Below are 12268 nucleotides of genomic sequence, written 5' to 3' on the forward strand. Positions count from 1 at the left end.
ATCAGGTTACGGTTGCTCCCGAACGGACCAGTTAAACCTGAACCAAAGCGTCTCTTCTTTTTTCTCCGCGGACGAGGTGCAGGGAGGACCACCATGACCGCCCACACGATGAGCGCCCCGGCGACAACCAGGCCGGCCGGCTCCGCGAAGCTCGACCCCCGCTCGCTCACCGACAGCGCCGCCAACCTGCTCGACGCGATGGCCGCGCTGCCGGCGAACCACCCCTCGCGGGCCGCCCTGCGCGACCGCGCCATCGAGGCCTGGCTGCCGCTGGCCAACCACCTGGCCCACCGCTACAGCGGTCGCGGCGAGCCCAACGACGACCTGGCGCAGACCGCGGCGATCGGCCTGATCAAGGCGATCGACAAGTTCGACCCGTCCCGCGGCGTCGACTTCGCCGGCTACGCCATCCCGACCATCATCGGCGAGCTCAAGCGACACTTCCGCGACCGCACCTGGGACATCCGGGTGCCCCGCCGGCTCCAGGAGCTGCGCCTGGCGATCTCCGACGCCAACAGCACCCTGCTCCAGACGCTCGGCCGCTCGCCGACGGTCGCCGACATCGCCGCCCACCTCAAGGTCACCGAGGAGGAGGTGCTGGAGGGCCTGGAGGGCGCCCGCGCCTACAACGCGGTGTCGCTGTCCACCCCGACCGGTGACGGCGAGCGCGCCACCGAGCTGGGCGACCTGCTCGGCGGCGAGGACGGCGAGTTCGAGCTGGCCGAGATGCGGGTCGCCCTCGGCCCGGCGCTGGCCACCCTCGACCAGCGTGAGCAGAAGATCCTCACGCTGCGCTTCTACGGCAACCTGACCCAGTCGCAGATCGCCGAGCAGATCGGCGTCTCGCAGATGCACGTGTCCCGGCTGCTGGCCCGGGCGCTGACCAAGCTGCGCGGTCAGCTCGACGGAACGTACTAGCGGTAGGCGGGCGGCCCGACCGGCGATGCGCCGGCCGGGCCGTTCCATGCAAGGCGGGGCCCCGCCTTCCTCCGGGCGGGGTGGGGGTGGGTGCGAGAGTGGGGGGCGTGCTCGCCGACGTATCCCTCGATCTGCCGGTCCGGCCGGTGCTGCCCACGCTTGTCGCCGCGCTGCGTCAGCGGGGCGCCGGCGTCCTGGTGGCGCCGCCGGGCACCGGCAAGACCACCACCGCGCCGCTCGCGGTCGCCGACGCGGTCACCGGGCGGGTGGTGATCGCCCAGCCCCGACGGGTGGCCGCCCGCGCCGCCGCGCACCGGATGGCCGCCCTGCTCGGCGAGCGGGTCGGCGAACGGATCGGCTACGCGGTGCGCGGCGAGCGGCGCGGCGGGCCGCGTACCCGGGTCGAGGTGGTCACCACCGGCCTGCTGGTCCGCCGGCTGCACCACGATCCCGAGCTGCTCGGAGTGGGCGCGGTGCTGCTCGACGAGTGCCACGAGCGGCAGCTCGACGCCGATCTGGCACTGGCGTTCAGCGTGGAGGCCCGGGCCACGCTGCGTCCGGACCTCTGGTTGCTCGCGATGTCGGCGACCCCGCAGGCGGACCGGTTCGCCGCGCTGCTCGGCGGCGACGAGCCCGCCCCGATCGTGCGGGCCGAGGCCGCCCTGCACCCGGTCGAGCGGGTGTGGGCGCCGCCACCGCGCCCGGTCGTCCCGCCGGGCGCGGGCCGGGTGGACCCGGCCCTGCTGGACCACGTGGCCGCCACGGTCCGCCGGGCACTGCGCGAGCGCGCCGGTGACGTGCTGGTCTTCCTGCCCGGGGCGGGTGAGATCGCGGCGGTCGCCGGACGGCTGGCGGACCTGCGCGACACGGTCGCCGTGCTGCCGCTGCACGGCCGGCTGTCCGCGGCCGCCCAGGACGCGGCGCTGGCTCCGCCGACCGGACCGACAGCCGCCGGGCGGCGGGTCGTGCTGGCCACCGCGGTGGCGGAGAGCAGCCTGACCGTGCCCGGGGTGCGGGTGGTGGTGGACGCCGGGCTGAGCCGGGTTCCGCGTACCGACCTGGCCCGCGGACTGGGCGCGCTGGTCACCGTGCCGGTGTCCCGGGCGGCGGCGACCCAGCGGGCCGGCCGGGCCGGGCGGGAGGGGCCTGGTGCCGTCTACCGCTGCTGGTCGGAGGCGACGCACACCCGGCTCGCCCCGCAGCCCGAGCCGGAGATCGCCACCGCCGACCTGACCGGGTTCGCGCTGGAGCTGGCCGCCTGGGGCGCGCCCGACGGCACCGGCCTGGCCCTGCCCGACCGGCCGCCGGCCGCCGCGCTGACCGTCGCCCGGGAGACGCTGACCACACTCGGCGCCGTCGGCGCCGACGGCCGGATCACCGCGCGGGGACGGGCGATCGCGGCGGTCGGCGCCCATCCCCGGCTGGCCCGGGCGCTGCTCGACGGCGCGTCGCGGGTGGGCGTCGACCGGGCCGCCGAGGTGGTGGCGATCCTCGCCGAGGAGACGCTCGGCGGCGCCGGGGACGACCTGCCGGCCCGCTGGCGGCGGCTGCGCGCCGCCGCCGACCCGGCCGCCACCGGCCGCTGGCGGGCGGAGGTACGCCGCTTGAAGGCCGCCCTGCCCGCCGGAGGAACCGGCGGCGGGCCGGGGCGACGGGTGGAGGAGGCCGGCGGCCGGCCGGAGCGGTTGCCCGACGATCTGGCCGCGGGGCTGCTGGCCGGGTTGGCGTACCCGGAGCGGCTGGCCCGGGTGCGGCGGACCGGCGGGTCCGCGTACCTGATGGCGGGCGGGACCGAGGCGGAGCTGGCGGCCGGGTCGGGGCTGGCCGGGTCGACGTGGCTGGCCGTTGCGGTGGCCGACCGCTCCCCGGGCGCGCCGGCCGCCCGGGTGCGGCTGGCCGCGCCGGTCGACGAGGCCACCGCGCGTGAGGCCGGCGCGGCGCTGCTGCGCGCCGGCCGGGAGGTCGCCTGGGCCGGTGGGGACGTGGTGGCCCGGGAGGTGGTTCGCCTCGGCGCCATCGTGCTGCTCGACCGGTCGCTCGCCGCGCCGGACCGGGAGTTGCTCGCCGCGGCGGTGCTGGACGGGTTGCGGCAGGAGGGCCCGGGGCTGCTGCGGTGGACGCCGGAGGCGACCGCGCTGCGCCGCCGGCTGGCCTTCTGCCGGCAGGCGCTCGGCGACGACTGGCCGGACGTCTCCGACGCCGCGCTGCTCGACGCCGCGCCCGTCTGGCTCGGCCCGGAGCTGGCCCGGGCCCGCCGACGGGCCGACCTGGCCCGGGTGGACGTGGCCTCGGCGTTGCGCCGGCTGCTCGACTGGCGGCAGGCGGCACGGCTCGACGAGCTGGCGCCGGAACGGCTGCCGGTGCCCAGCGGCTCACGGGTCCGGGTGGACTATGCCGACCCGGCGGCGCCGGTGCTCGCGGTGAAACTCCAGGAGACGTTCGGCTGGCGGGACGTGCCGCGGATCGCCGACGGACGGGTGCCGGTGCTGCTGCACCTGCTCTCCCCCGCCGGCCGGCCGGTGGCGGTCACCGCCGACCTGGCCTCGTTCTGGCGCGGCGGCTACCCGCAGGTGCGGTCGGAGCTGCGCGGACGCTACCCGCGTCACCCGTGGCCGGAGGATCCGACCACGGCCGAACCGACCCGCCGGGCCAGCCCGCGCCGGCGCTGAACGGTGCGCCTCACTCCTCGACCACGTCGGCGATCACCACGGTGATGTTGTCCGGGCCGCCGGCCCGCAGCGCGAGGTCGATGAGCCGGGCGGCGCAGGCGTCCCGCTCCAGGCGCTCGTTGAGCACCTCGGTGAGGGTGTCGGCGCGGACCACGTTGGAGAGGCCGTCGCTGCACAGCAGCCAGCGGTCGCCGGCTCGGGGCACCATGGTCGCGTACGCCGGCGAGACCTGGTCGCCCTGCAACGCCTGGGTCACCACGGCGCGGCGGGGGTGGCTGCTCGCCTGGTCGGGGGTGATCAGACCCTGGTCGACGAGCATCTGCACGAACGTGTCGTCGCGGGTGACCTGCTTGAGCACGCCCTCGCGGAAAAGGTAGGCCCGGGAGTCGCCGACGTGCGCCAGCGCCAGGCAACTGCCGGTGCGGGCGAACAGCAGCGCGGTCAGCGTGGTGCCCATGCCCTGGCGCTCCGGGTCCTCCTCGACCGCCTGGCGGATCCCCACGGTGGCCCGCTCGATGGCGCCCTGCAACGCGGCGACCAGCGCGTCCTCCGGCGTCTCCACGTCCAGCGGGGCGATCGCGTCGATCGCGATGCGGCTGGCCAGGTCGCCGGCCGCCATGCCACCCATGCCGTCGGCGACCGCGACCAGCCAGGGGCCCGCGTGCTGCGCGTCCTGGTTGCCGCTGCGGATCAGCCCACGGTCGCTCGCTCCGACGGAACGAAGCTTCAGGGTCATGGGACGCAGCCTGCCAGGTCGGGGACTCGGTTGTCTCTAGGAGATCACCATCATCGTACGTGGCGCGGTGAATCTCACTGCGCACGGGCGCAGCACCGCCATCGGGCCGGATCGATTGACAGCGGCGGAACGCGATGGAAACATCGGCTCGATATTGGGAGCGCTCCCAGCTCCCGTGCTCTCCCCCACCACCCCCGAGCACGGAAGGAACCTCCGTGACCCGATCCCGTCGTCGGCTGGTCGCGCTCACCGCGGCCGCCGCTCTGGCCCTCACCGGCGCCACCGCCGGTCCGGCCCTTGCCGAAGTACCCCCGGACGCCCCCGAACAACTGCGCAACGGCGACTTCAGCGCCGGCGTCTCCCCCTGGTTCTCGTACGGCACCGGCGAGCTGGCGGTCACCGACGGCCGGCTCTGCACCACGGTCGCCGCCGGCACGGCGAACCCCTGGGACGCCGGCATCGGCCAGGACGCCGTGCCGCTGATCTCCGGCGCCGAGTACGAGCTGTCCTTCGACGTCTCCGCCACGCCCGGCGCGGCCCTCAAGGCGGTGCTCCAGCTCGGCAGCGCCCCCTACACGACGTACGCGAGCGTCGACGCCACCGCCACCGCCACCGCGAAGCACGTCACCACCACGTTCACCGCGCCGGCCGACAACGCCGGCGCCCAGCTGATCTTCCAGGTCGGCGGCAGCGCGCAGGCGCAGACGTTCTGCCTCGACAACGTGTCGCTGCGCGGCGGCGAGGCGGCCCCGCCGTACGAGCCGGACACCGGGCCCCGGGTCCGGGTCAACCAGGTCGGCTACCTGCCCGGCGGGCCGAAGCACGCCACCGTGGTGACCGACGCCACCGAGGCGCTGCGCTGGCAGCTGAAGTCGGCCGCCGGTGCCGTGGTGGCCGGCGGCGAGACCACGCCGCGCGGGGTGGACGACGCCTCCGCGCAGAACGTGCAGACCGTCGACTTCTCCGCCTACCGCACGCCCGGCACCGGCTACACGCTCACCGTCGACGGCGAGACCAGCCACCCGTTCGACATCTCCGGCACGCTCTACGACCGGCTGCGCGCCGACTCGATGCAGTTCTTCTACGCCCAGCGCAGCGGCGTCGCGATCGACGGCGACCTGATCGGCGACGAGTACGCCCGGCCGGCCGGGCACCTCGACGTCGCCCCCAACAAGGGCGACACCGACGTGCCCTGCCAGCCCGGCGTCTGCGACTACAAGCTGGACGTGCGCGGCGGCTGGTACGACGCCGGCGACCACGGCAAGTACGTGGTGAACGGCGGCATCGCCACCTACCAGCTGCTGAACTCGTTCGAGCGGACCAAGACCGCGGAGACCGCCGACGGCGGCGCGGCCCTCGGCGACGCCACGCTGCGGGTGCCGGAGCGCGGCAACGCCGTCCCGGACGTGCTCGACGAGGCCCGCTGGGAGCTGGACTTCCTGCTGCGCATGCAGGTGCCGGCCGGCAAGCCGCTGGCCGGGATGGTGCACCACAAGATCCACGACCAGAACTGGACCGGCCTCCCGCTCGCCCCGCAGGACGACCCGCAGCTGCGCGAGCTGCACCCGCCGTCCACCGCCGCCACGCTCAACCTGGCCGCCGTCGCCGCCCAGTGCGCGCGGCTGTTCGCCCCGTACGACGCCGCCTACGCGGCCCGCTGCGGCACGGCCGCGAAGACCGCGTACGCGGCGGCCAAGGCGCACCCGGCGATCTACGCCTCGGCCACCGACGGCACCGGCGGCGGCGCGTACGACGACACCGACGTCCGCGACGAGTTCTACTGGGCCGCGGCCGAGCTGTGGCTGACCACCGGCGACAAGGCCTACCTGGCCGACGTCACCGGCTCGCCGATGCACACCGCCGACGTGTTCACCGCCAACGGCGCGTTCAGCTGGCAGAGCGTGGCCGCGCTGGGCCGGCTCGACCTGGCCACCGTGCCGAACACGCTGCCGGCCGCGGAGAAGACCCGGATCCGCGCCTCGGTGACCGCCGGCGCCGACCGCTACCTGGCCACCGTCGGCGCCCAGGCGTACGGGCTGCCGCTGCCCGGCACCGCCGACGCGTACGTCTGGGGCAGCAACAGCAACGTGGTGAACAACGCGATCGTGCTGGCCACCGCGTTCGACCTGAGCCGCGACGCGAAGTACCGGGACGGTGCGGTGCAGAGCGCCGACTACCTGTTCGGACGCAACGCGCTGAACATGTCCTACGTGACCGGTTGGGGCGAGCAGAACGCCCACAACCAGCACAGCCGGATCTTCGGCAACCAGCTGGACCCGAACCTGCCGACCCCGCCGGCCGGCTCGCTCGCCGGAGGCCCGAACGCCGCCCTCCAGGACCCGTACGCGGCGAACCTGCTCGCCGGCTGCGCGCCGATGTTCTGCTACGTCGACAACATCAACTCGTACGCGACGAACGAGGTGGCGATCAACTGGAACTCGGCGCTGGCCTGGCTCGCCTCGTTCCTGGCCGACCAGGGTGACGCGTCGGCCGTGCCGGCGCCCACCTGCGCGGTCACGTACACCACCCACGGGAGCTGGCCGACCGGCTTCACCACCCAGGTGACGGTGCGCAACACCGGCACCTCGGCGGTGAACGGCTGGAGCCTGCGGTGGGCGTTCACCACCGACCAGAAGGTGACCCACGCCTGGTCGGCGCAGGTCAGCCAGACCGGCGCCACGGTCACCGCGAAGAACCTGCCGTGGAACGCGAAGCTCGCTCCGGGCGCGTCCACCACGTTCGGCCTGAACGGCACCGGTTCCACCGTCCCCAACCCCGACCCCACCCTGATCACCCTGAACGGGCGGGCCTGCACCGTCTCCTGACCCGCCCCGAACCGTCGATCATGGAGTTGTGGCGCCCAGGATGTCGCTTCGGCGGCTTCCATCCGGTGCCACAACTCCATGATCGGCTAATCTCCCGCCTGCAACTGACCGGACCCCGGGTACGGTCCGCAGATGGCGTACCTGCTCCTGGCCCTCGCGATCACGGCCGAGGTGATCGGCACGAGCCTGCTCAAGGCGAGCGACGGCTTCACCCGGCTCTGGCCGACGGTCGGCCTGGTGGCGTGCTACCTCGCGGCGTTCGGACTGCTCGCTCTCGTGGTCCGGGACGTCCCGGTCGGCGTGGCGTACGCGATCTGGTCCGGGCTGGGCACGGCCGCCATCATGGCGGTCGGGGCGGCGTTCCTGGGCGAGCCGCTGAGTGTGACGAAGGTGGTCGGGGCCGGTCTGGTCATCGCCGGCGTGGTGGTGCTCAACCTGGGCGGCGGCACGCACTGAGCCCGGGCGGGACGAACGGTCAGCGTCGGTCCTGCGCCGCGCGCGGCAACCGAAGTTGCCGATCTCGGCCGCGTTCTTCATCAGTTCCGCGTTGACCCGGCCGACCAGGTGCTCGACCGTGGGCCCGGCGTCCGCCGACCACGGGAACGTGGCCGGTCGCACCAGGTCGCCCGCGGTCAGGTGATCGAGCTTCTCCGTCCACGTCGTCCGCAGGCCATGCAGCCAGGCGATCGTCTCCTCCCCCGGCCACGCCACGTCGTCACGCTGCCGGCCGAGGTGGTCACCGGCAGATCGTGGCAGGGCAGCGGATCCCGAGCGATCGACTACCCGGCCCGGCGCGGAGACCTCGCCACCCGGAGACCCGGCCGTAACCCGGTGGACGTTCACCGGCCGGTACGGGAACGTGAGGCCGTGGACGGAGACGCGGAACGTCGGGTGTGGGCGGCCATGCCGGCCGGCGCCCGGGCGGCCCTGGCCGGTCTCCCCGCCTCGGACCTGCGGACGCTGCTGCTCGCCGTGGCCCGTGACCGCGCCACGGCGGTCCGGCCGGCGCGGGTGCTGCGGAACTGGCGGGAGGATCGGTTCGTCCGGCCGGCCACCGTCGACCCGCGCGCGTTGTCCCGGGTGGAGGGACGGATCTGGGCGTTGCTCCCCACCGACGTGCAGGGCGTCGAGCTGGCGCCGGTGGCGCCGCTCGGCACCTGCGCGGCCGTCGCGCCGGTCAGCCAGCACCGGATCGTCTCCACCATGCGGGGCACGGAGGTGGTGAGCGACCCGACGAACGCCCTTGCGGTCGAGGCGGCGGTTCGCCGGCGGCACGCCGACGAGGTTCATCTCGCCGCGATGCACCGGGTGCTGCGGGCGCAGGACTTCGGTCCCGGCCGGTCCGCGCACTTCCGGCTCTGCGCGCTGGTCTCCACCGCGCGGGACACCGGATCGGGTCGCACCGAGGCCCGGCTGCTCGCCCGACATCTTCGCTTCTGGCGCACCGTCCTGGCCGACCTGGCCCCGGCCGCCGCGCCCCGGTTGCACGTCACGGCCCTCGACCCGGTGGTCGCCGAACGGCTCGCCGACTCGGTCCGCCCGGCGCTCGGCGACGGCCCGGTCCCGCTGCACGACGAGCCGCGGCGGCAACGGGGGCGCGGCTACTACCGGGGAGCCGCGCTGCGTCTCACCCTGTCCGACGGCGCGGACGAGGTCGGCGACGGCGGCTTCACCGACTGGACCGCCCGGTTGCTCGGTGACGCCAAGGAACGCTGCCTGATCTCCTGCCTCGCCACCGAACGCCTGCCGACCGACTGAGCGCCGCCGCCCGGCCGCGTCGCCACCCGGCCGCGCCGCCACCCGGCCGCGCCGCCGGAGGACGGTTCAGCGAACCGGCCGGCGCATCGCCATCCGGTCGGCCGGGTCGAGGCCGAGCGCCGCCTCGGCCGCGAGCAGGTCGACCAGCCCAGGCGTCAGCTCCGCCCCGGTCAGCTCGCGGAAGCCGCAGCGCGCGTAGTAGGGCCCGTTCCACGGCACCGAGCGGAACGTGGTCAGCGTCAACGCGGGCAGCCCCTCCCCCGCCGCCCAACGCGCCACCTCGTCGAGCAGTCCCCGCCCGATGCCGCGTCGCGCGTACGCCGGGTCGACGCTGAGCTGCTGCACGTGCGCGGCACCGTCGACGAGGTCGACCAGCGCGAACGCGATCAGGCGGTCGGCCGGGTCGACCGCGACCCACAGCCGGCCGGCGCGCTGCCCGGCGGCGAGCGCGGCCAGGGGCAGCGGTGGCATGTCGGCCACCAGGTGCATGCCGATCTCCCGGAACGGGGCGCCGGAGGCCACCTCGATCCGCTGCACCTCGGTCAGCTCGTCGGCCCGGGCGGTTCTGCTGCGCTCCACGACGCCGACCCTGGCAGAGCGGGCGGTACGGGGCGAGCGGATTTCGGCGTACCCTGCACCGGTGACCCTCCCGCTGCCGGCCGGCGACTTCCGCGCGTTCCTGTTCGACTGCGACGGCACCATCGTCGACTCGATGCCGGTGCACCACCGGGCCTGGTGCGCGGCGCTGGCCGAGTGGGGCTGCGAGTTCCCGGAGGACCTGTTCTACGCCTGGGGCGGCCGGCCGGTCGCCGACATCGTCGTCGACCTGAACCGGCGACACGGACTGGCCATGCCGGTCGAGGCGGTGGCCCGCCGGCGGGAGGACCTGTTCCAGCGGCTGCTGCCCGGGGTGACCGCCGTGCCGGAGGTGCTGGCGCACATCGAGGACGCGCACGGGCGGCTGCCGTTCGCGGTCGTCTCCGGCAGCACCCGGGAGTCGGTGACCGCCTCGCTCACCGTACTGGGCCTGCTCGACCGGTTCGACACGCTGGTCTGTGCCGAGGACTGCGCCCGACCCAAGCCCGACCCGGAGGGCTACCTGCTGGCCGCCCGGCGGCTCGGTGTCGACCCGGCCGGGTGTCTCGTGTTCGAGGACACCGACCTCGGCGTGGCGGCCGCGACGGCGGCGGGCATGGCGTCGGTCCGGGTGCCGCACCCCCGCGAGCGGGCCACCGCGCGGTGACCGATCGCGCTCGGCGGGCCGGCAACCCCGAGCCGCAGGCCAGACGTTCCCGGTCGGAAGCTTGGCCGCGGACCGTGACCGAGTCTGCCCGCGGCGACACGCCGACGTGGCCACACCGCGCCCCGCCTGCCGTGCGTCAGGTGTGACAAGCGTCGCCCGGATCGGGGGTCCGGCAAGAAGGCGTCCGCACCTAGCGTCGACGTCGTGACCGTCAACGAGGACGTCAGCGTCGATCCGGGCGCGACGCGGTGCGCCGTCAGCCGCGGCCCCCATGAGCCGGCCCGGCGTTGACGGGGCGCGTATCGCCGCTTCCGCCGCCCGGCCCGCTGCGCGTCCTGGCGCTCGCCACCCTGGCCAACACGCTCGGCACCGGGCTCTGGCTGGCCGGCGGCGCGCTCTACCTGACCCGGGACATCGGCCTCTCCCCCGCCTCGGTGGGCGCCGGGCTGACCGTCGCCGGCCTGGTCGGGCTGACCGCCAGCGTGCCGCTGGGCGGGCTGGCGGACCGGTGGGACCCGCGTACGCTGCGTGCCGTCCTCCAGGTGGGCCAGGCGCTCGTCGCGGCGGCATACCTGCTGGTCGACTCGTTCGCGACGTTCCTGGTGGTGGCGGTGCCCGAGGCGCTGCTGGTGGCCGGCAACCTGGCGGTACGGGCGGCGCTTGTCGCCGCGGTCGGCGGCCCGACCGGCCGGGTGCACGCGTTCGCCACTCTGCGGGCGGTGGCCAACCTGGGCATCAGCGCCGGCACCGCGCTGGCCGGGTTCGCGCTGGCGGTGGACACCCACCGGGCGTACCAGGTGCTCGTGGTCGGCAACGCGGCCACCTATCTGCTCTCGGCGGCGCTGCTGCTGCGGCTGCCAACGCAGCGGGCCGGCGGCGCGCCGCGGCGCGCGGCCGGCGTGGCGCGCCGGGGCGGGCCGCTGCGGGACGGCTGGTTCCTGGCGGTGAGCGGCGCGTCGGCGGTGCTCGGCACGCACGTGACCGTGCTCGTGCTGGTGGTGCCGCTGTGGACGGTCGGCCGCGCCGGCGCGCCGCCGCCGGTGGTGTCCGCGGTGCTGCTGGCCAACACGATCCTCACCGTGCTGCTGGCGGTGCGGCTGAGCCGCGGCGCGGACACCGCCGCCCCGGCCGCCCGCAAGCTGCGCCGCGCCGGGCTGGTGCTGGCCGCCGCGAGCCCGCTGTACGCGCTGACCGCCGGCCTGCCGGCGCTCCCGGCGGTGGCGCTGCTGCTGGTGGCGACGGCGGTGTGGACGGTGGGCGACCTGTGGCACGGCGCGGCCGGCGCGGGCCTCGCCTACGACCTGGCGCCGCCGGGTGCGATCGGCGCCTACCAGGGGGCGGACGGGCTGCTCGCCGGGCTGGCCCAGGCGCTCGGCCGGGGCCTGCTCACGCTGCTGGTGCTGGGCGGGGGCGGGGCGGGTTGGCTGGTGCTCGGCGGGCTGTACGCCGCCGTCGGGCTGGCCGCCCCGGCGCTGGCCCGCCGCGCGGTGGCCAGCCGGCCGGCGCCCACCGGAGATCCGGTCGCGACCGGGCAGTCGGTCACACCCGTGTAGCAGCATGGCGGGATGACCGAGCAGGGGAGCATCACCATCCGGCCGGGCGGGCCGGCGGACGCGCCGATCGTGCTGCGGCTGTTCGACAGCGCCATCGCGTGGTTGGCCGAACAGGGCCGGCCGGACCAGTGGGGCACCGGCCGGGCCTCGACCGACCCGCGCCGGATCGCCCAGGCCGACGGCTACGCCCACGGCGACGGCCTGTGGTTCGCCGAGATCGACGGCACCGAGGTCGGCGCGCTGGTGGTCGGCGCGGCGACGGAGTACGTGCCGCCGGCCGCCGAGCCGGAGCTGTACGTCAATCTGCTGGTCACCGACCGGGCGTACGCGGGCCGGGGGATCGGCGCGCGGTTGCTGGCGCACGCGGCGGAGCTGGCCCGCGAGCGTGGGCTGGGCCTGCTGCGGGTGGACTGCTTCCGCAGCGCGGACCGGGCGCTGGTGCGCTTCTACGAGGGCTGCGGCTTCACCGCCACCGACCCGTTCACGGTGACCCGACCGGGTCGGCCGCCGTGGCCGGGTCAGGTGCTGGCCCGCCGGCTCGACTGAGTCAGCCGATCTCCTCGTCG

The 12268-nt window shown here is 75.6% G+C and carries 10 protein-coding genes; 8 read left to right on the forward strand and 2 right to left on the reverse strand.

What is annotated here, in order from left to right:
• Positions 1 to 93: 93 nt before the first annotated feature.
• Positions 94 to 918, forward strand: a complete 825-nt coding sequence (locus tag ACGFI2_RS17180) for a SigB/SigF/SigG family RNA polymerase sigma factor (protein ID WP_393517513.1) — start codon at positions 94 to 96, stop codon at positions 916 to 918.
• 107 nt (positions 919 to 1025) lie between these two features.
• Entirely contained in the window at positions 1026 to 3587 is a 2562-nt protein-coding gene (gene hrpB, locus ACGFI2_RS17185) for an ATP-dependent helicase HrpB (protein ID WP_393517516.1), read from the forward strand.
• A 10-nt stretch (positions 3588 to 3597) separates the two neighbouring features.
• Here the strand turns inward: hrpB and ACGFI2_RS17190 are convergent, their stop codons facing one another.
• Positions 3598 to 4323, reverse strand: coding sequence for a PP2C family protein-serine/threonine phosphatase (locus tag ACGFI2_RS17190; RefSeq protein WP_393517519.1), 726 nt, complete (start codon positions 4321 to 4323; stop codon positions 3598 to 3600).
• Positions 4324 to 4538: 215 nt separating this feature from the next.
• On the opposite strand from ACGFI2_RS17190, the gene ACGFI2_RS17195 reads away from it, so the two are divergent.
• From ACGFI2_RS17195 to ACGFI2_RS17205, 3 genes are all read left to right on the forward strand, one after another.
• Complete coding sequence (locus ACGFI2_RS17195) at positions 4539 to 7148, forward strand: glycoside hydrolase family 9 protein (protein ID WP_393517522.1); 2610 nt, start codon at positions 4539 to 4541, stop codon at positions 7146 to 7148.
• A 132-nt stretch (positions 7149 to 7280) separates the two neighbouring features.
• The gene (locus ACGFI2_RS17200) at positions 7281 to 7604 is read left to right on the forward strand and encodes a DMT family transporter (protein WP_393517525.1); all 324 of its coding nucleotides are present in this window, start codon (positions 7281 to 7283) and stop codon (positions 7602 to 7604) included.
• 411 nt (positions 7605 to 8015) lie between these two features.
• On the forward strand, positions 8016 to 8906 hold the full coding sequence (locus tag ACGFI2_RS17205) for a hypothetical protein (protein WP_393517528.1): 891 nt from the start codon (positions 8016 to 8018) through the stop codon (positions 8904 to 8906).
• A 66-nt stretch (positions 8907 to 8972) separates the two neighbouring features.
• Here the strand turns inward: ACGFI2_RS17205 and ACGFI2_RS17210 are convergent, their stop codons facing one another.
• Complete coding sequence (locus ACGFI2_RS17210; protein WP_393517531.1) at positions 8973 to 9485, reverse strand: GNAT family N-acetyltransferase; 513 nt, start codon at positions 9483 to 9485, stop codon at positions 8973 to 8975.
• 61 nt (positions 9486 to 9546) lie between these two features.
• Between ACGFI2_RS17210 and ACGFI2_RS17215 the strand changes: the two genes are divergently transcribed.
• The 3 genes from ACGFI2_RS17215 to ACGFI2_RS17225 all read left to right on the forward strand — a co-directional run bounded on the left by ACGFI2_RS17215 (position 9547) and on the right by ACGFI2_RS17225 (position 12248).
• Positions 9547 to 10149 carry an HAD family hydrolase gene (locus ACGFI2_RS17215; RefSeq protein WP_393517534.1) on the forward strand — a complete coding sequence of 201 codons (603 nt, stop codon included), beginning with the start codon at positions 9547 to 9549 and terminating at the stop codon, positions 10147 to 10149.
• Between the two features lie 287 nt (positions 10150 to 10436).
• On the forward strand, positions 10437 to 11702 hold the full coding sequence (locus ACGFI2_RS17220) for an MFS transporter (RefSeq protein ID WP_393517537.1): 1266 nt from the start codon (positions 10437 to 10439) through the stop codon (positions 11700 to 11702).
• A gap of 12 nt (positions 11703 to 11714) precedes the next feature.
• A complete protein-coding gene (locus ACGFI2_RS17225; RefSeq protein ID WP_393517540.1) occupies positions 11715 to 12248 on the forward strand; it encodes a GNAT family N-acetyltransferase in 534 nt (177 codons plus the stop codon).
• The last annotated feature ends 20 nt before the right edge of the window (positions 12249 to 12268 follow it).

Origin of the sequence: Micromonospora sp. NPDC049282 (assembly GCF_043197045.1) — a bacterium.
GTDB lineage: Bacteria > Actinomycetota > Actinomycetes > Mycobacteriales > Micromonosporaceae > Micromonospora.